At 41.3% G+C, this 20,172-nt stretch carries 18 protein-coding genes and 1 tRNA gene; 15 read left to right on the forward strand and 4 right to left on the reverse strand.

Annotation, left to right across the window (positions count from 1 at the left end):
* The first annotated feature begins 860 nt into the window (after positions 1 to 860).
* The 4 genes from GX654_07335 (at position 861) to sppA (ending at position 5,638) form a co-directional block, all read left to right on the forward strand.
* Positions 861 to 1,952 carry a histidinol-phosphate transaminase gene (locus GX654_07335; GenBank protein ID NLD36664.1) on the forward strand — a complete coding sequence of 364 codons (1,092 nt, stop codon included), beginning with the start codon at positions 861 to 863 and terminating at the stop codon, positions 1,950 to 1,952.
* Between the two features lie 22 nt (positions 1,953 to 1,974).
* The gene (locus GX654_07340) at positions 1,975 to 2,646 is read left to right on the forward strand and encodes a (d)CMP kinase (GenBank protein ID NLD36665.1); all 672 of its coding nucleotides are present in this window, start codon (positions 1,975 to 1,977) and stop codon (positions 2,644 to 2,646) included.
* Positions 2,647 to 2,868: 222 nt separating this feature from the next.
* A complete protein-coding gene (locus GX654_07345) occupies positions 2,869 to 4,608 on the forward strand; it encodes a 30S ribosomal protein S1 (GenBank protein NLD36666.1) in 1,740 nt (579 codons plus the stop codon).
* A 127-nt stretch (positions 4,609 to 4,735) separates the two neighbouring features.
* Positions 4,736 to 5,638, forward strand: coding sequence for a signal peptide peptidase SppA (gene sppA / locus GX654_07350; GenBank protein ID NLD36667.1), 903 nt, complete (start codon positions 4,736 to 4,738; stop codon positions 5,636 to 5,638).
* Here the strand turns inward: sppA and GX654_07355 are convergent.
* Positions 5,622 to 6,212: a threonylcarbamoyl-AMP synthase gene (locus GX654_07355; protein NLD36668.1), complete on the reverse strand. Its 591-nt coding sequence runs from the start codon at positions 6,210 to 6,212 to the stop codon at positions 5,622 to 5,624. The genes sppA and GX654_07355 overlap by 17 nt on opposite strands.
* A 124-nt stretch (positions 6,213 to 6,336) precedes the next feature.
* Between GX654_07355 and GX654_07360 the strand changes: the two genes are divergently transcribed.
* From GX654_07360 to GX654_07390, 7 genes are all read left to right on the forward strand, one after another.
* Positions 6,337 to 7,134 (forward strand): prepilin peptidase, encoded by a 798-nt coding sequence (locus GX654_07360; GenBank protein ID NLD36669.1) that lies wholly within the window; start codon positions 6,337 to 6,339, stop codon positions 7,132 to 7,134.
* 31 nt (positions 7,135 to 7,165) lie between these two features.
* Positions 7,166 to 8,731: a hypothetical protein gene (locus tag GX654_07365; GenBank protein NLD36670.1), complete on the forward strand. Its 1,566-nt coding sequence runs from the start codon at positions 7,166 to 7,168 to the stop codon at positions 8,729 to 8,731.
* Positions 8,728 to 10,107, forward strand: coding sequence for a sigma-54-dependent Fis family transcriptional regulator (locus tag GX654_07370; protein ID NLD36671.1), 1,380 nt, complete (start codon positions 8,728 to 8,730; stop codon positions 10,105 to 10,107). The genes GX654_07365 and GX654_07370 overlap by 4 nt, the downstream gene beginning before the upstream one ends.
* Positions 10,108 to 10,139: 32 nt before the next feature.
* On the forward strand, positions 10,140 to 10,913 hold the full coding sequence (locus GX654_07375) for a hypothetical protein (protein NLD36672.1): 774 nt from the start codon (positions 10,140 to 10,142) through the stop codon (positions 10,911 to 10,913).
* A 235-nt stretch (positions 10,914 to 11,148) separates the two neighbouring features.
* Positions 11,149 to 11,505, forward strand: a complete 357-nt coding sequence (locus GX654_07380) for a hypothetical protein (GenBank protein NLD36673.1) — start codon at positions 11,149 to 11,151, stop codon at positions 11,503 to 11,505.
* 250 nt (positions 11,506 to 11,755) lie between these two features.
* On the forward strand, positions 11,756 to 12,070 hold the full coding sequence (locus tag GX654_07385) for a type II toxin-antitoxin system RelE/ParE family toxin (GenBank protein NLD36674.1): 315 nt from the start codon (positions 11,756 to 11,758) through the stop codon (positions 12,068 to 12,070).
* On the forward strand, positions 12,067 to 12,360 hold the full coding sequence (locus GX654_07390; protein NLD36675.1) for a helix-turn-helix domain-containing protein: 294 nt from the start codon (positions 12,067 to 12,069) through the stop codon (positions 12,358 to 12,360). The genes GX654_07385 and GX654_07390 overlap by 4 nt, the downstream gene beginning before the upstream one ends.
* A 269-nt stretch (positions 12,361 to 12,629) precedes the next feature.
* Here the strand turns inward: GX654_07390 and GX654_07395 are convergent, their stop codons facing one another.
* Positions 12,630 to 13,316 (reverse strand): response regulator transcription factor, encoded by a 687-nt coding sequence (locus GX654_07395; GenBank protein ID NLD36676.1) that lies wholly within the window; start codon positions 13,314 to 13,316, stop codon positions 12,630 to 12,632.
* 2 nt (positions 13,317 to 13,318) lie between these two features.
* Positions 13,319 to 14,413: a histidine kinase gene (locus GX654_07400; GenBank protein NLD36677.1), complete on the reverse strand. Its 1,095-nt coding sequence runs from the start codon at positions 14,411 to 14,413 to the stop codon at positions 13,319 to 13,321.
* A 222-nt stretch (positions 14,414 to 14,635) separates the two neighbouring features.
* Between GX654_07400 and GX654_07405 the strand changes: the two genes are divergently transcribed.
* The 3 genes from GX654_07405 (at position 14,636) to GX654_07415 (ending at position 16,837) form a co-directional block, all read left to right on the forward strand.
* The gene (locus tag GX654_07405) at positions 14,636 to 15,772 is read left to right on the forward strand and encodes an acyltransferase (GenBank protein ID NLD36678.1); all 1,137 of its coding nucleotides are present in this window, start codon (positions 14,636 to 14,638) and stop codon (positions 15,770 to 15,772) included.
* A 339-nt stretch (positions 15,773 to 16,111) separates the two neighbouring features.
* Positions 16,112 to 16,203: transfer RNA gene (locus tag GX654_07410), tRNA-Pro, on the forward strand.
* A 106-nt stretch (positions 16,204 to 16,309) separates the two neighbouring features.
* Complete coding sequence (locus GX654_07415; GenBank protein NLD36679.1) at positions 16,310 to 16,837, forward strand: hypothetical protein; 528 nt, start codon at positions 16,310 to 16,312, stop codon at positions 16,835 to 16,837.
* Positions 16,838 to 17,280: 443 nt separating this feature from the next.
* Here the strand turns inward: GX654_07415 and GX654_07420 are convergent, their stop codons facing one another.
* The gene (locus GX654_07420; protein ID NLD36680.1) at positions 17,281 to 18,174 is read right to left on the reverse strand and encodes a hypothetical protein; all 894 of its coding nucleotides are present in this window, start codon (positions 18,172 to 18,174) and stop codon (positions 17,281 to 17,283) included.
* 614 nt (positions 18,175 to 18,788) lie between these two features.
* Here GX654_07420 and GX654_07425 point away from each other — a divergent pair.
* Positions 18,789 to 20,090, forward strand: a complete 1,302-nt coding sequence (locus tag GX654_07425; GenBank protein ID NLD36681.1) for a homoserine dehydrogenase — start codon at positions 18,789 to 18,791, stop codon at positions 20,088 to 20,090.
* Positions 20,091 to 20,172 lie beyond the last annotated feature (82 nt).

Below are 20,172 nucleotides of genomic sequence, written 5' to 3' on the forward strand. Positions count from 1 at the left end.
AGTGATGTCAGGACAACCATGATTTACACTCATACCATTAAGAGCCAGACAAAAAAGGAGGCTAAAAGCCCCCTGGATTTTTAGTATGCACATGAATAGCCGATGCCCCTTTGATGTATAAGGCTTAGCAATTGTGAGTAATTGACACTATTTATTCTGTCACTCCCCGCACGAGTGTGGATTATAAAACCTGTAACCTGTTGGAATTACATCATTTGGTGAATTTGGCAATATTGCCAAATTCACCAAATACCGATTAGCATAACTGTAACATTATGATTTATTTGACGATATTCAAAAATATGCCTTCCCCAAATAGCATGTCTTGAGAGCTTTAAAAAAATAGAATGATGTCAATAGGTGTTTATAAAAGAAAGGCGCAGGGCGCAGGGAAAAAAATGAACGTCGAACATCGAACATCCAACGCTGAACATCGAATGAAAAGCAAAAAAAGGCGCAGGGCACAGGGGAAAAAATGAACGTCGAACATCGAACATCCAACGCTGAACATCGAATGAAAAGAGATAAGAAAGAAAGGCGCAGGGCGCAGGGGGAAAAATGAACGTTGAACGTTGAACTTTGAATAAAAAGACAATAAGGCAGGCGATAGAAAAGCGGGCAGACACGCAGGTCTGCCCCTACGAAAAACAAAAAATACTTTTTGATAATCTAATGAGAAGCCTTACTCCGTGCCCTCCGTGGTGAAAATGGATTCCTAACCCAGCTTTTTATAAAATATGGCAAAATACTTGCTATTCCCGGCCCCTTTGATATAAAAATTGGATATTTTTAAAATGCATACGGCAAAACCCATAAGGCTTATGTTAGACCAGCCTGTATACGTTATATGAGGAAAAAATATGAAAAGACTCACAACAGAAAAGATAGATCGGCTTATCCCCTATCCACCTGGAAAGCCCATAGAAGAGCTTGAAAGGGAACTGGGCATCACAGGCTCCATCAAACTTGCCTCAAATGAAAACCCTATCGGGCCATCGCCTATGGCAGTAAAGGCGATCATGGATAACCTGAACCGGCTTAACAGGTATCCGGACGGGAGCAGCTATTACCTGAAGGAAAAACTCTCAAAGATATTTAACCTCCCCATGGAAAGGATATTAACCGGGAACGGATCAAACGAGTTGATAGAACTTGCTATCCGTACATTTATTACCCCCGGTGAAGAGGTTATACAGGCAATCCCGACCTTTCTTGTGTATGAGAAGGTGGTTAATGGCGCTGGTGGAGAACTTGTGTCAATAGACCTTAAGGATTTCCGGATTGACATTGATGCAATTAAAAGGGCTGTAACCCCCAAAACAAAGCTGATCTTTATCAATAACCCCAACAACCCCACAGGCACATGGCTCTCAAAAGAGGAGGTCAGTGGTTTTTTAGAGTGGGTGCCAGAGGATATTGTGGTAGTTATTGATGAAGCATATATTGAATTTTCATCAGACAGGGTGGCGCGTGGCACAGATTTTCTGGATAAACGTGACAGGCTCATCATATTAAGGACATTCTCAAAGCTCTACGGGCTTGCGGGATTAAGGATAGGTTACGGCTTCTCATCACCGGAGATTGTGGATTATATAAACAGGGTAAGGCAGCCATTCAATTTAAACCTTCTTGCCCAAGCCGCGGCAGTAGCTGCCCTTGATGACACCGATTTTGTCAAAAAAACACTTGATCTTACAAGGGAAGGGCTGAAATGGTTATATAAAAATCTGGAGGATATAGGGCTTTCGTGCATACCCACTGAGACCAACTTTTTCCTGATAAAGGTACCTTCAGGCGCTAAAAGCATCTACCAGCTTATGCTCAGGGAGGGCGTCATAATCCGCTCCATGGAGAGCTATGGACTCAAAGAATATATAAGGGTTAATGTTGGACTTCCAGAGGAAAATGAGCGGTTTATAAACACCCTGAAAAAGGTCATCAGCAGCCTGTAACTAATTGAAATAGGACAATAATATGAAACAGCCGGTAATAACAATCGATGGCCCGGCAGGTGCTGGAAAGAGCACCGTAAGCCGCACCCTGGCAAAAAGACTTAACCTTGTATACCTTGATACAGGCGCTATGTACCGGGCGGTCGCACTCCAGGCAAAGAGGGAGAATATCCCATTTTCAGACGGTAATGCACTTTACAGGATGTGCGAAAGGATAAATATTCATTTTAAGGTGAATGGTGATAATTCAACTATTTATATTGATAATGAGGACGTTTCAGTGCAAATCAGAATGCCTGAGATGGACATGCTGTCATCCTCTGTCTCTGCGGTCCCAGAGGTGAGAAAGGCCATGACTGCACTACAGCGCAAAATCGGTGAAAAGGGGGGCATTGTTGCAGAGGGGAGGGATATGGGCACAGTGGTATTCCCTGATGCGGATTTTAAATTTTTTGTTACTGCCTCCCCGGAGGTACGCGCACAAAGGCGCTATGATGAGAGAAAGGCCAGGAATGAAGTTATAGACATTAATAAGGTCGAGGCGGATATCAGAAAAAGGGATGAACAGGATCAGTCAAGAAAACTTGCCCCTTTAAAACCGGCAGATGAGGCGATTTTGATAGATACCTCCGGAATGGAGATAGACAGGGTTATAGAGATTATTCTTTCTCATATAAAAAGCGCCGGCATATAATCGCATACAGGAATAATAATATATTATACTGTTGATAATTTTAAAAAAATTTGGTAAAAAAGCAGGCTTATTAAAATCCTTTTTAAAGGAAAAACTATTCAGGGGGTACTTTGTTTAATGAACAAACCAACAGACAAAATTTTAGATGGCAATCAGGAAGAAATTAACAATCAGACTAATTTGGATGATAATTTCAAAAAAGAGAGTGAAAATTCCGGTGACATGAGTGATGACAGCCTTTATTCAGATTATTCAGGCAGCGAAGAGGATGATGGCAGCTCAGGCGAAGACAGCTTTATGGAGCTCTATGAGAAGAGCCTCAAGAGTATTCAGGAGGGAGAGCTTGTTACCGGCGAGATCGTTATGATCGGCAAAGAATATGTCCTGGTTGATGTAGGATACAAGTCAGAAGGCCAGATCCGTATCAATGAATTCATTGATGCAGACGGCAACATGACTGCTAAGGTGGGCGACAAGATAGATGTACTCCTTGAAAAACGCGAGGATGATGACGGCAGGATAATCCTCTCAAAAGAAAAGGCAGCAAAGATAAAGATATGGGATGAGATCAAGAATATCTATGAAGAGGACCGCACTGTTGAAGGTGAAATAGTCGCAAGGCTCAAGGGTGGTATGGCCGTTGATATAGGTCTTCAGGCATTTCTGCCCGGTTCACAGATTGACCTCAAACCTGTAAGAAATTTTGATTCTCTTATAGGCACAAAACACGAATTCAAGATACTCAAATACAACAAGAGAAGGGCAAATATAGTCCTCTCCAGAAGGGCGCTCCTTGAGAAAGACCGCAAGGTAAAACGTGATCAAACCATGCATGATATCAGGGAAGGTGCTGTCCTTACTGGCACAGTAAAGAATATAACAGATTACGGTTTCTTTATTGACCTGGGCGGGATAGACGGTCTCCTCCATATTACAGATATATCATGGGGCAGAGTAGGCCACCCATCAGAACTGTATCAGGTTGGTGATGAGATCACCGTAAAGATACTCAAGTATGATGAAGAAAAAGAGAGGGTCTCTCTGGGCCTTAAACAGCTTAACCCTGATCCATGGATAAATGCCAATGCAGATTACCCGATCAACACAAAGGTAAAAGGAAAGGTAGTAAGCCTTGCTGATTACGGCGCATTTGTCGAGATAAAGGAGGGCATTGAGGGGCTTATCCACGTATCCGAGATGTCATGGACACGAAAGATCAGGCATCCTTCACAGATACTGAAGGTGGGCGATGAGGTAGAGGCGGTCGTGCTCAATATAGACACTGAAAATAAGAGAATATCTCTTGGCCTGAAACAGGTAGAGCCAAACCCCTGGAAGGTGATAGGTGAGAAATACCCCATAGGCACTACCATTGAGGGCCGAATCAAGAATATCACTGACTTCGGCATCTTTATAGGCATTGATGAAGGTATAGACGGCCTTGTTCATATCTCTGACATCTCATGGACAAAGAGGATCAAACACCCCTCAGAGGTATATAAGAAGGGTGAAGAGGTTCAGGCGGTTGTCCTTAATATCGACGAGGAAAACGAGAGATTTTCACTTGGCATCAAGCAGCTTGCAGTTGACCCGTGGGATGAGATACCTGAAAGGTACAAACCCGGCACGAGGGTTACCGGCACTGTTACCAACATAACCGACTTTGGCGTTTTTGTTGAGCTTGAAGAGGGGATCGAAGGCCTTATACATGTGTCAGAGCTGACAAAGGATAAGAGCGGAAACGCATTAAGCAGATTCAAGGTAGATGATGTTATCCAGGCAAAGGTCATCAATATAGCAAAGGATGACAAGAAGATAGCCCTTTCAATCCGTAAACTTGAGGAGGCCGAAGAGAAGGATATGTACAGAAGCTATCTCAACAATGGAAAGGAAGCCACCTCAAACCTTGGTGAACTGCTCAAGGCAGGCATGCTTGACCTTGAAAACAAGAACCAGGATTAATAATGGTTTAGTCATCCCCGGGTGACACGATAGAGCATGAGGTAAAAGTTATACCTCGAAAATGAGCGCCTGCCCGTAATAACGGGCAGGCATTTTAACTTAATAACCCTTCCAGAAGATATTTGTCATGAAAAAACACCCTGTTTTAACCACCATATTGATTCTGTTATGTTTGGTAATTGGATTAGGTCTTATCATGAAGGCGATCAGCAGCTCCATGGGCAGCTCATCAGGGATAGCCTTTACCAACAAGATTGGCGTCATCCCGATAATCGGCGCCATTGATGATTCAACAGAGCTGCTAAAACAGATCACCACCTTTGCAAAGGACAAATCAATCAAGGCCATCATACTGCGTATAGATTCACCGGGAGGGGGTGTTGGCGCATCCCAGGAGGTCTACCGTGAGGTCATGAGGACAAGGGAGACAAAAAAGGTAATAGTCTCAATGGGGGGCACGGCTGCATCAGGTGGCTATTATATAGCCGCTGCCGGTAACAGCATTGTTGCCAACCCTGGCACCATCACAGGCAGTATCGGGGTTATAATGCAGTATTACCAGTACAGGGAGCTTGCTGAAAAAATCGGGTTTAAAATTGAGGTAATCAAAAGCGGTGAATTCAAGGACATAGGGAATCCCCACAGAGAACTCACTGATAAGGAGCGGGAAATACTTGATGCTGTTATCACTGATATTCAGACCCAGTTTGTAAATGATGTTGCAGAGGGCAGGAACCTTACCCCTGAAAAGGTGAGGGAGATAGCTGACGGCAGGGTATTTACAGGAGCAATGGCAAAGGAGTGGGGGCTGGTTGATAGGCTTGGCAACTTTGAAGATGCAGTGGCCCTGGCAAAGGAATATGCAGAGATAGATGGCGATGTAAACCTTGTTTATCCTGCAAAAAAGAGATTATCCATTATTGATCTCTTAAGGGGTGAGGCAGCAGAATCCATATCAAAGGCGCTCAGGAATATCTCAGTCTCTACCATAGAATACAGGTGGAATGGATTTTCTAGCGGAATGAACTGACATCCCCCTTCCCTTCGCGTATCACCTCGGGGTAGTCATCAATCAAGGATATCACGCTTGAGGGCTCAGGTTTAAGCGCCCCCCCGTCTATAATCATCTCAAGTGAAGATTCATAAGCCTCTTTTATTGTGTAGGGGTCTTCATGGATAGCGCTTGTGGTTATAATAGGCCGCCCAAGGGTCTCTACAATCGCAAGGCATATGTTGTTTGCCGGAACCCTGATCCCAACAGTCTTCCTTTTTGTAAGCATTATCTGGGGCACAAGCTTGGTCCCTTCAAGGATGAATGTATATGGCCCTGGCAATAACCTTTTCATTGTCTTATAGGCAAAATCAGAGACCTTTGCATACTGGCTTATCCCCTTAAGGCTGTCGCAGATGATGGAGAAGGGCTGTTTCAGGGGCCTGTTCTTGAGCTGGTATATCCTCTGAATACCCTTTTTGTTATAAAGGTCACAGCCCATGCCGTAAAAGGTATCTGTCGGGTAGGCTATAAGCCCTCCCTTATCAAGGGCCTCGCATACCATGTTAATGAGCCGCTGCTGCGGGTTGTCAGGATTAATTGATATGATCATAGAGGGGCTTTTTATAAAAAAAGGTATTCTATGTCAAATCAATAAGTGAACTCTCATTATTGACAAATCTTATAAGAAATGGTCTTCTCTCCTTTCAATAATTAATTTTAACAGACAGTGGTCTATGCTCCCTTTTAATTTACAACTTATATTCGCATTTGTGTTTGGCCTGACCATAGGCAGTTTCCTTAATGTTTGCATATACAGGCTGCCCCTTAAGAGATCCATCGTAACACCGCCATCAGCCTGCCCATCCTGTGGATACAGGATAAGATTCTATGACAACATACCTGTGCTGAGCTACCTGATGCTATGGGGAAGGTGCAGGAAATGCGGGACACACATATCCCTCATATACCCTGCGGTTGAACTTGCAACAGGCCTCATAAGCATGGCACTTCTTGTAAAATACAACATCCTGAATTCAAATTTCCCAGAATTTTTTATATACCTTATCTTTATTTCGGCGCTGATATGTATCGGGTTTATAGACCTTGAACACCAGATAATACCTGATGTCATCTCAATCCCCGGTATAATAGCCGGCCTCTTCTTTTCCCTGGTTATTAGTCACATCCCCTGGATGGACTCCCTGATAGGCATCCTTGCTGGAGGCGGAATACTTTATCTCGTGGCCATTCTTTTTGAACTCATCACGAAAAAGGAGGGGATGGGAGGGGGAGATGTCAAGCTCTTAGCCATGATCGGGGCATTTTTAGGGTGGAAGGCCATCCCTTTTGTCATCCTGGTATCATCCCTTACAGGGAGCATTATAGGGGGTGCGGCGCTTATGATGTCAAAAAAAGGCATCAGGACAAAGATACCCTTTGGCCCTTTTCTGGCCCTGGGAGCAGTGCTCTATGTCTTTTTCGGAAAAGAGATAATTAACTGGTATATAAGTATTCTCTCCCCCGGTTTATGAATAATTATTTTAATTCTTTCAGGGTATATAATTGAAAACTCATATATTCGGGCTCAGGGCCGGCATACTGACACAACTTATATTCCTTATTGTCGCTGCAATGCTGCTTATTAATGTGGTTATATTAAACCTGTATGAAAAAGACCTGATCATAGAAAAGGAGAAAACAGGGAGACTCCTTTTAAAAGGCATAGAATATATTACCGCTAATACAATAAAAGATAGCGAGCAAGAGTTTAAAAATATCTATTTTGACACTGATTTTGCTTCCCTTATCCAGGAGATGCTGGACGCAGGTGAATACATGGGGATTGCCATTGTAAATATCTCTGGCGAATCGGTGTTCAGCATTGGCCTTGATCATGAGGCAAAGCAATATGGCCTGACCCTGGCAATGACGGCCATGAATACCCTTAGCCAGTCTGTCAATAATAAGGGTGTGACATGGGGTGTGCTCTGGCCCAGAAAAAAGGAACTCTATCTGTCAACCCCATTAAAATACAAAGGGCGCGTTATTGGCGGCATATCAGCTCTATCCTCACTTGTGCCTGTTTACGAGACATTAAGAAGGTCTGAAAGGCTGGTAATCATATACATAGCGATTGATACCCTTGTGCTTGCGCTTGTGGGCATATATCTCCTGTCAAGGATTGTTGTAAACCCGATACACAAACTACTCAGGATGACAATGGAATATGAAGGAAGCGAATTTTTGATATCAACAGGTGAAACGCCGGCAAACGAGATAGGAAACTTGACAAGGGCGCTCGCTAATATGCTGAAAAGGCTTGACGAAAATAAAAGAGAACTAAAGTCTCATATTGTATCTTTAGAAAAGGCTAATAAAGAGCTTAAGGCTGCCCAGAATGAGATAGTGCAGTCTGAAAAACTGGCCTCTGTTGGAAGGCTCGCAGCAGGCATAGCCCATGAGATAGGAAACCCCATCGGTATTATCCTGGGCTATATTGATCTGATAATGAAGGGAGGCCTCACGCCAGAGGAAGAAAAGGATTTTTTAACGAGGGTTGAAGGTGAGATATCAAGGGTTAACAATATTATCAGGCAGCTTCTCGATTTTTCAAGAACATCTGAGGAGGAAAGGATAAGACTGAGCATCCATTCACTCATAACAGACACTGTTGAGATGCTCAAACCCCAGACAGGGATGAATAAAATAGCAATTTCACTGGCGCTTACCGCAGAAAATGATAATGTGATTGCAGATAAAAACCAGCTGCAGCAGGTCTTTCTTAATATCCTGATAAACTCCATTGATGCCCTTTCCGAAGAGGGAGATGTGATGGAAGATGCACAGATTCATGTTATCAGTAAAAACAGAAATGGCCTGCTTGAACTTGAATTTATCGATAATGGTCCGGGCATATCGGCTGATAAAGTTGATCATATTTTTGATCCTTTTTTTACGACAAAAGACCCTGGAAAGGGCACAGGGCTGGGGCTTTCTGTCTGCTACAGGATAATTGAGGCGTTAGGCGGCACAATAAGGGCGGAAAGCCAAGAGGGAAAGGGTATGATTATTCGCATTGACCTTCCCCTGAACAGTGACCAGTATACATCTTCAGGAGAACCAGTATGACCATATCAGGAAATCGTGTACTGATAATTGATGATGAAACAAATATGAGGCATATGCTTACCACCATGCTGAATAAAGGTGGATATATCACTGAGGCGGCAGGAAACGGCGCAGAGGCATTAGCTGTAATGGATCAGAATGATTTTGATTTTGTACTCTGTGATATCAGGATGCCAAAGATGGATGGCATGAGTTTTCTTGCAACGGCTAGAGAAAAATATCCGGAGATCACAATAATCATGATGTCTGCATATGGGACCATTGAAACAGCTTTGGAGGCCATGAAAAAGGGGGCCTATGATTATATATCAAAACCGTTCAAGACAGATGAGGTGCTTCTTGCCTTAAAAAAGGCAAAGGAGAGGGATCAGCTTAAGGAAGAAAATCTCATTCTTCAGGGCAGGCTTAAAAAACTCGAACAAAAATATTCATTTGGCAGTGTTGTTGCGGGAAGCGAGGCAATGGCAGGTGTATTTGACCTGGTTGACAGGGTGGCTGATTTCAAGACAACAGTCCTTATCACGGGTGAAAGCGGCACTGGCAAGGAACTAATTGCAAAGGAGATACATTCAAGGGGGAGGAGATCCTCTTTCAACATGGTAGCAATAAACTGCGCCGGTATACCTGAAACACTCCTTGAGAGCGAGCTGTTCGGTTATAAAAAAGGTGCATTTACCGATGCATCAAGGGATAAGCCGGGCCTTTTTATGCAGGCAAACAAGGGGACTATATTTCTTGATGAGATAGGTGAGATGCCCTTTTCTTTACAGGCCAAGCTTCTGCGTATTTTGCAGGAGGAGGAGGTAACACCGCTTGGCGGGACAACACCTGAAAAGACAGACTCAAGGGTGATTGCTGCCACATCAAAGGATCTTGAGTATGAGGTAAAGGAGGGAAGGTTCAGGGAAGATCTGTTTTACAGGATAAATGTCATGTCCATCCACCTTCCGCCCTTAAGGGAGCGCCGAAGTGACATCCCGCTTCTTGTGAGTCACTTTGTTGATATATTCAATAACAAACTGGGGAAGAGTGTCGAAGGTCTTTCATCCGATGCAATGGCCCTGCTTATGGGGCACAGTTGGTCAGGGAATATCAGGGAGCTTGAAAATGTAATAGAAAGGGCCATTATCCTTTCAAAGGGTAAACTCTTAACCCCTGCTGAATTACCTCCTTCAATAACCGCTGGAGGGAATATTCTCTCTGTAATTGAGCCGGGGGACACCCTGTCCATTAAAAAGGCAACAAGGACACTTGAACAGGATCTTATAGAAAAGGCCCTCAAACTTACAGGGGGTAACAAATCAAAGGCGGCACAGATACTTGAGATAAGCAGGCCGATACTGATCGCAAAGATCAAGGAATATGAGATAACCTAGCAGATTACACAATTATTGGGATCATATAGTTTATGAGTATTAAAAAGATAATTTCAGGCGGGCAGACAGGGGCTGATCAGGCTGCACTTGATGCGGCCATAGAGATGGGAGTCCCGCACGGCGGTTGGGTCCCGTTAGGCAGGATGACTGAAAACGGCAGGTTATCACCACGCTATAACATGCAGGAGATAGATGCCATTAATTATGACTTGAGGACTGAGAAGAATGTTACAGACTCTGACGGCACATTACTATTCAGTTCAGGCACGCTTAAGGGCGGCTCTCTCCTTACAAAGAAGCTTGCAAGAAAATATCTAAAGCCATGCCTCCATATAGATATTGAAAAAAAGGATAAGAAAGAGGCGATTGAGATTATCAAATCATGGCTCGATGTGAGAAAGATAGAGGTGCTTAATGTGGCAGGGCCAAGGGCGAGTGAAAGCCCTGTTATCTATGATGCTGTGGCAGCGATCATGAAATCGGTTCTTCACCTCTCTGCTGAAAAGAGAGGGAGGCACCCTGCATCTGTTACAGAGGCAGTGGATACGCTCATCTCCATGATGACAAAGAAAGAGATGTTTACCATATCAAGGTTTTCTGAAGCGGATATAACTCATCCCTCAAAAGACCTGATACAGTTTGTCACAAAACGATTCGGACTCGATGATGGTAATGAGCCCCTGATGCAGTCCTGCATGTTTGTAGGGAATAGTGAAAAACTAAACCCGGAAGGTGCCTCAGCAGTAATAGTCAGGGAATTATGGCTCAGGCTTCATGAAACCCACCGGTTAAGAAGGGTGAAATAGGGCTGTCACTGGTTCTGTAGGAGCGGACGATCTATCCAGCATAAACTATTACTTGACTTTAAGAACTTGAGAGAGATAATAACCGCAGTCTTTTTGTTCCTCATAAGTATTTATCAAAATAGCGAAGTGTTTTAGAGCCCGACAATATTTAGCCGGAAGGCATAATAGCCGGGTTCAAATGTATATGATGTTTTTATTTCTGGATAAACCATTTATTTAAGGAGGAAGAATTATCATGAAAAAAGTATTATGTGCAATTATGGTGTTCGGATTTATATGTATTACAGCCCTTGCTTCATATGCTGCAGATCTCACTTGTGAAGAGGCGGCAAAGCATATCGGTGAAAAGGCCACGGTATGCGGCAAGATTGTAGATACAATGCCCTACCAGGGACAAACGCTCCTGGGTATGGGCAAGGCGATTATGGAGCCGGGCGCTGTAGGCATAGAGGTTGATGATGCCCTGAAAGACAAGCTGGATAAGGACCTTTATGTGGGTAAAGAGATCTGCGTTACAGGCGAAATCCACAAGAACCCGTCAGATGGCGCCTCAATCACAGTAACAGACGCTGCCCAGATCAAGGTGAAATAGAGTACAACTAACCAAAAGCTGAAATAGAGCAATTTGAGTCCATCCGGGATTTATTTGTGGATGGACTCAAACCACAGTTTAGTTTTCATAAATACCGAACATTCTTAAGAAGAAGATAAAAGAAGCAGTATCAGTTATGTCCCCTCAAAAGTTGCAAGAATTAACATTATTAATTTAGAAGAATTGAAATGTTTTAGTGTACAATCTATATTCGGAATTGACAAAATACGTCAATGGAGTATAACATTCAATGTTATTTATAGAAACGACAATTTTTACAAAAGAAATTCTTAAGCTGATCACTGACGATAGTTACAGGCAACTTCAGGCAGTGTTGGTACTTAGACCAGATTCAGGAGATTTGATAAAAGGTAGTGGTGGTCTAAGAAAAATTCGGTGGAATCTACAAGGAAAAGGGAAAAGAGGAGCTCTTAGAATTATTTATTATTGGGATTATCCTGATACTATTTATCTGCTTTTCCCATATAAAAAGAATGAACAGGAAGACTTGACACGGGAGCAAATCAAGATTCTCCGAGAATTAGTGGAAGGATATTTGGAATGAAAAAAGAAGATTTTGAAAAACTGGTCTCCAGTATCCACGAAGCTGGAGAAATAAAATCAGGGAAAAAGAAACCAAGCCGCGTATTTGAGGTTACCCCTCCAGCAGTAAAAAATATAAGAAAAAAGCTTAATGTCTCACAAAATGAATTTGCGATGATGATCGGAGTTAGTGTCCGGACATTACAAAACTGGGAACAGGGGAGGAGAGAACCTGATGGCCCTGCAAAGGCATTGCTTCAGGTAGCTTCAAAAAATCCAAAAGCTGTACTTGATGCTTTGCATACTGATTAACTGAAGAATTGCTTGGCTTGGATCTTGATGATGAATTCATTCAATAATTGCGCGAGGCACAAAAGGATAGAGAAAGCGGAAATAAAGAAGCATATGTTGATCTGGAATCAATATAATGCTTAAAGTAATAGTTCATTACAGGGCACAGGGCAGTAAAATACCTCAAACGCCTCCCCCAAAGAAATAAAAAATAGAAAACAATTTGGCAATCTAAGGCATTAGCCTGCTTTTATATCGCCTGCTTAAATTTATCTTTTCATTGTTCTTCATTACGATAACATAGTCACCGTGCTCCAGGGCTGTATTTCTTTTATATATGATATGTTAACAAGGTATGATCTGTGTACCCGCACAAATTTATCAGGGTCAAGCCTTTCTTCCATATTGTTCATTGTTTCGCGTAACAGGAATGTACTCGAATCCGTGTGCAAAGAAACATATTTTTCTTCGGAAGATATATACCTGATATCCTCAGTCTGGATGAAAAAATACCTTGATGATTGATTTACAAGGAATCTTTCCTTAAATCTCTTTGGGAGGTTTATTTCAGTAAGGAGTTTTGTGAAATCAACCTCGACCGGTTTGTTTGATTCAATTCTGTCAAGTGCCTTATCAAAGGCCTTCTGGAACCGTTCCATGTCAAATGGTTTTAAAAGATAATCAATAGCGTTTACCTCAAAGGCATCAAGTGCATAATGATCATATGCAGTAACAAAAACGACAAACGGCATCTGCTCCAATCCAATATTTTCAATCACCTCAAAGCCTGTCATCCCCGGCATTTGGATATCAAGAAATACCAGCTGTGGATTCAATCCATTTATTTTTTCCACTGCTTCAACTCCGTTTGTCGCCTCGTGTATTTCACACCTGCAGCCTGAGTTCTTAATAAAAGAGCTCAGTTTTTTCCTTGCCGGTTGTTCATCATCAATGATCAGAATTTTTATATTGCTCATGTTCATATCTTTTCGGGAATCATAATCGTTACAACAAAACCTTCATTCTCAAGGTTTTTCCAGTTAAATTCAAATCTGTTCCCATACAGGCCTTCGAGTCGCTCCTGTGTATTTGATAGACCGATCCCTTTTTTAAAAACATCTTCCGGTTTGATTTGAATACCGGGTCCGTTATCCTTTATGAAAAGTTTTAATTTCTCACTAACGATCCCTGCGCCTATAATAATATTCAAATACGATAATGATAATTTCTCCATTCCATGTTTTATGGAATTTTCTATCAAAGGTTGAAGGATAAAGGAGGGTACCGGGAACTCCAGACATTCATCTTTTATTTGATAAGCAACATCAAGCTTGTCTTTATATCTTTCCTTCATAATCTCCAGATAATAATCAAGTATCTTGATTTCTTCCTTCAGTCTATGAATACCGTCTCCTTTTGTATGGAGTGTCGCGCGTAAGAGATCACTCAAATTTGCTATCATCTTATCAGCCTTCTGTACATCTTCGAACATTACAGATGATATCATGTTAAGTGTATTAAAGAGAAAGTGCGGGTGGATCTGATTTTTTAAAAGTTGCAGCCTTATCCTTGAAAGCTGTTCTTCAAGTTTTACTGCCTTTATTTTTTGCTCCTGCTTTTCCAGGTATGATTTATAAAAGCTGATAAGAATGCACAGGCCAACATATCCGACCGAGACCTTAAGGGTCTCCATGATGTATCTGTAAGGCAGATAGCCATAAAAATATTTTCCCCATCCTGCCAGATCATGGATAATTGATCTCGATGCATACATTATCCAGGTGTGCATAGCGCCAAGAATCAGAGCGGTTAAAATATACACAGGTAATATTATGTAATAGTTCTTTTTTGTTACAGGATGTCGGTGCATTAAATAAAGCACCACCGGGAACAGGAGCATGGCAGAATAAGCCCCGGTAAATTCCCATACTATAATGGGGATAATATCCGGCCTTCCGCCTTCTGCCAGCATTGTTGTCAGATAGACTAGCGTATTTAGTGCACCGCCTATATTCGCAATAATGAAAAGTATAAGTGCAGTTTTATACTTTGATTTAAATATATCATTACTCATTTAATTTTCCGTCCCGTGTTTTCAGATATAACCTTTAAGATTTGAATTCAAATAATTTCTTCCTGAACGGGATTATTTAGGCCATGGAAGGGAGTGATAAAAGAAGAATTTTCTCTCTTTTCCCTTTCATGGCACTTACAGGCCCGCTGATGACAATCCGGTTCGTTTGTTGGAAATATTAGAATAATGAATATCTGTAATGAAAAATAAGGGAGCGAACCAATGACGAATCAAGATCGATTATATTTTCTGGATAATCTTAAAGTATTTCTAATAATCCTGGTTATTTTACATCATGTGGGGCAGGCATACGGGTCCACAGGAGGCACGTGGTTTTATTCATACCCTGGAGAAAGGGTGCAGATAATGGGCCTGTTCTTCTGGTTTAATGCATCTTTTTTCATGGGGCTTTTCTTTTTTATTTCAGGATACCTATTTCCGCCATCCTTTGACCATCATGGTGCACGAAAATTCCTGATTAATAAGCTGGTCCGCTTTGGGATCCCATTACTCTTCGGGCCATTAATAATGTTACCTCTGCTTGTATATATTCAGTACAATCATTATGTCAGTTCAATCGACTTTAAAGAATTTTATTCGAATATATGGTTTCAATCTCCGGGCGGTACAGCCGCCCCTCAATATAAAATTAACCTGGCCCACCTGTGGTTTATAGAGCATCTTCTTATATATTCAATCCTGTATGTATCTACAAGATGGTTACTTACCAGGGTTTCCCCTTCTCTGGCAAACCCAGGTAAAAGGGTTATCAGGATCGATACAACTATTGCCTATGTACTTTTACTCGGTCTGACAACCAATATTATACGGACAGCAGGAGGATTCCCGATGGATAAATGGATAGGTTTTCTCGGGTTTATGCAGATGGAACCTGCGCATATGCCCCAGTATTTATCCCTCTTCATTATTGGTGTTCTTGCCTGCAGATGGTCTTTTCTAGATTCCATAACCAGGCCCGGTTATATCTACTGGCTGATACCGGGGGTAGGGATATATTTGATGGTAATAATTCTTTTATTCACTGTTGGCCCAAAAAAGGCATTCGGTTATGCTGAATTCAGCGAAGCATTAATATGTGTGGGCGTATGTATCGGTCTGCTTGCCCTTTTCAGGAAATATTTCAATAGCACAGGAAAGATAATGAAAATATTATCGGATAATGTATATGAAATGTATATTTTTCATATCCCGGTTGTGGTCGCGCTGCAATATGCTTTTGCCCCTGTGATAGTTGATGCCCTTTCACTTTTTGTAATAGTGTCTCTACTTTCTGTACCGGGAACATTTCTTGTCTCTTATCTGCTGCGCCTCATACCCGGGTTGAAGAGGATCATATAAAAAGGAAAATAAAAATCGGGTATACCTCTTCAAAATATCGAGAAAACCATGAGGGGATTTGATGACTTAAAGTCACAATCTGTGACTTCAAGTTGAGGTGGTATGTGAAGAATGCGGCCATATGTTTTTATGGAACAGAGTGTTGCAATGCTATCAAGCGTTCTCAAAAACCTTTCCTCTTAAAAAGAGTGAATTTTTTTGGTGGAGCAATTAAAAAAACATCCATTGATATCCTCTTTAATCATCGTATTAAAATAATCTCCGGGGTAAGGGGAAAAGAGTGCGGTGATTTACTAATCGATATCTTCAAGTCAAGGAGAAGTCAGGAGGAGAACTAACGGAGAGGTACCGAAGTGGCCGTAACGGGGTCGACTCGGCATCGATTTGTCTTGTGAATAGCAGGACACGTGGGTTCCCCACCCTCTCCGCCATTATTTCAATAACTTATGCTTGATTTTGCGTCATATTTGTGGCAAATTTTTCCAAAGCTAACAGTCCCGCATATATTTCGAATATAACATTTAATTAGGTGTTCATATGACTTTAAGTATAATTGGAGATATTGCATCAATAATTAGTTTAATAAGTCTTCTGTTTGCAGTTATATTTAAAATTAGAAAATATATGAAATCTAAAATTAGGGAATTAGCAGAGCTTAAGGAATATTCAGAAAAATGGTTTGAGAGATATCTTAATTTAGCAACGAATCCTACAAAAAGATCTGAGATATCTTTGTATTTAATAATTTATCATCAAACTATGAAGTCTAATGAATGGCAATGGATATTGCAAAGAACTATTAAAATCTTTGGTATCTTTTTCGCCATTATTTTTTATATTCCTATTTATCTTAAATATGGTTTTTCATTAGATATAATGGTCATTCTTTACTCATTATCTTTTATAGGTATTCTAATAGGGACATATACTATTTGGTACAATTCTTCTGAATATTTTAAAATATCAAACGGTTTTGAGAAAGGTATACTTACTACTTTAGAAGATAAATTTTCTATTTATTTTTGTGAAAATTGTTCAGAAGAATGTTCAAAGAGAAAATCCTAATCTTCAGAAAAATAACTTTTTACTAAATTATTTATTTCTTTAAACCCATATTATTATTTATGTTCCTTAATTTATGTAACGCACTTTTTAAAGATTCTGTTTGATATTCTGCATAATGGTCAATCATTCGCAGATCTTGATGCCTCAATAAATGGCTTACCATTCCTTTTTCAATCGATTGTAAAGCCTGCATTGCAAATGACTTTCTTCCCCATTCATTCAGTTTTATTCCAATCCCGGCTTTTTTAAGTGGCCCTGTTGAATATCCTGTTTATATTTTTTGAATACAGTCTGCCTGTCTCAGGATTTGGAAAATGACATATCCCTAATGTGAGTACAGGGGTCGTTGATACTGGACATGTCTCGAAGTTCTTGCTCTGTTTTAAAAAAGCAGAGCAAGAACTATATAAAAGTAATAGATGTAATTGAAAAGGATAATCAGATTATCTACTTCCCTTCAGATAATCATGAATCTCCTCATACCTTAAATCATTTTTATCTTTAATAAACGGTATAAGCATAGCCCTATGACCGCTACCCATTACTAAAAGCACACGTTCACATGGTTCAACGGTTTTCATTATATTAGCCAGGATATAGAGATTTCTTTTATACCATGTTTCTGTAAATTCCACGCCGGGGTTTGATTCTTCATCCCCCATTTCAAGTATGGTTCCCAGGTACATGCCTCTATTCCACCTATCACTTTTATCAGTGTTCATTTTAGTCAGACAATCAAGTATGGTCAGGGTTTCCAGGCTTTTACTTTCCGTTGCTGCAAACGCCTGAACATCCGCGATAAACTTTTCCAGTTTTTCTTTTTGTCCATGAGTCTCAGCAAATGCCTGCAATTTATCCGAAGGAAGGGTAAGTTCATGATCAACCCCATATATCTTTTTATGCCCCAGACGTTCTGCAAGTTTGAATCCGAGTTGATGCGTCTCATCTGCGGTCAGCTTCAGATCACCATTCAGGTATCTCTGATAAGCTTCGTTTAGCTGCTCATTTTCAGTGTAAGGATATTCTACCAGTATCTTATCGGGTTTGTATTTTTCAAGACGAACCAGCACCTCTTCTATCTCCTTTTGCCTCCTTTCACCTAACATCCCATCAACCTTCATGGATGCAGCATCACCCGAGGAACCTGCAAAATGAAAAACACCAAGGATCGCTATACTGGCAGGGTTGGGGTTTTCTGTTTTGGTTTCTGTAGAAGCAGCAGGTTGTTTAAGATCAACCTTTCCGCTATTTGGATTACCCTCCTGGGAGAAAGAAGAATTTGCACACGTAAATAACATCATAATTGTGACGAGCATGGAGAATAGAGAATTTTTCATTGGAGACCTCATTTAATATGTTGTTTATTATTTTAACCATCAGTCAAAACTATATTCATCAATAAAATAAAACATGAACTTACCAGTTGAACTATACCGCCTGTATGAGCATTATCTGTGCCAGAACAAATATGTTATCAAATACAATGGGTTGAGTAATTTACAGGAAAATATCGAGACAGGCACTTGTTGTTATAAACCAATAACTGGTTTAGAAAACCATTTCATAGGTAGATAAGGATTGCATATCTAAAATATTACCAGCGGTACAAAACGCTCTTTCAAGTCCATCTTCGCTATTTGTGCTATGGCAGGGCAGGCAAAACATACCAAATATAAAAAAAGATATATAAAAAAATTTCGTGTGTTTCGTGTGGTTCGCGGTTTGTTGGAAATTTGCCTTGGGTTGTTTGTGTTATTTTAAAATTGCATTAAATACAGAATAACGCATCTATAACTCCCGGTTTTTATTGATATTGAATCAATATGTTTTTGATTTTTTTTTGATGATAGGGTAGTTTATTTGCTCAAATATTAACTGAGGACAAAACAGGCTATCAGGGGTATAAAACAGGTTTTATAACCTCTGCTTATAATTTATATGGAGACATAAAATGAAACAGGTGAATGTTGGCATTATAGGGTTCGGGACTGTAGGCGCCGGGACCGCAGAGATCCTCCTTAAAAACAGGGAGATCATCAGAAAGAGGGTCGGGCTTGATATAGTATTAAAGAGGGTTGCAGACCTTGATCTCACATCAGACCGAGGCATTACCCTGCCTGATGGAGTGCTCTCAAATGACTCAAACGGGTTACTGAATGACCCTGAGATAGATATTGTAGTTGAATTGATAGGTGGCATGACAACCGCAAAGAGCTTTATATCCACTGCCCTAAAAAACGGCAAGCATGTTGTTACAGCCAACAAGGCGCTTCTGGCTGAACACGGGAGTGAACTGTATGAAATAGCCGCAAATAAGGGTGTAACCCTTGCCTATGAGGCGGCAGTAGGCGGAGGCATGCCGGTTATAGGTGCATTAAGGGACGGGCTTGCTGCAAACAACACACTTAAGATAATCGGCATATTGAACGGCACAAGCAATTATATCCTTACCCGCATGTCAAAAGATGGTTTACCCTATGAGGATGCGGTAAACGGCGCCATAAAACTCGGATACGCAGAAGACCCGCCAACACTTGATGTAAACGGTACTGATGCGGCCCACAAGCTTGTCATACTCATCTCCCTTGCCTATGGTGTGCCCGCGCCCTTTAATAACATATACAAAGAGGGCATAGATAAACTCACCCCTGAGGATATACTGTTTGCGGATCAGTTCGGTTACTGTATAAAGCTTCTCACCATTGCACAGAACCTTGGTAATGAGATTGAGGCAAGGGTTCACCCTGCAATGCTGCCCAAGAACCATATGCTTGCCAACGTGAATGAGGCATTTAATGCGGTCTTTATTGAGGGAGACTATGTAGGCCCCACCCTCTATTATGGACAGGGTGCTGGCAGGAGGCCAACCGGAAGCGCGGTTGTATCAGATGTAATGGCCATAGCCAGAAAGATAAAGAGCGGAGCTGATAAAACATCTTCACCCTTAGGCTTTGCAGACTCGACTGGCCAGGCAATAAAGATACAGTCCATAAAGAACCTTAAAACCGCATATTATCTCAGGTTCATGGCTGTTGATAAACCCGGTGTGCTCTCTAAGATATCAGGCATCTTAGGCGAAAGGAACATAAGCATATCATCTGTTATCCAGAAGGGAAGAGATGCTGATGGCGCTGTCCCGATCGTCATGCTTACCCATGAGGCATATGAACAGGATGCAACAGAGGCGCTTTCAATGCTTGACAAACTGGACATACTTAAAGGCAGGACAATGATGATCAGGGTGATGGGGTGAAAATACGGTTTACGGTGTACGGCCTGAGGTTTTCGGTAAAGGATTTTAAGCTTTTCAGCCGAACACCGAAGACCGCAAACCG

Origin of the sequence: Desulfatiglans sp. (assembly GCA_012513605.1) — a bacterium.
In the GTDB taxonomy this organism is placed as follows: Bacteria; Desulfobacterota; DSM-4660; order Desulfatiglandales; family HGW-15; genus JAAZBV01.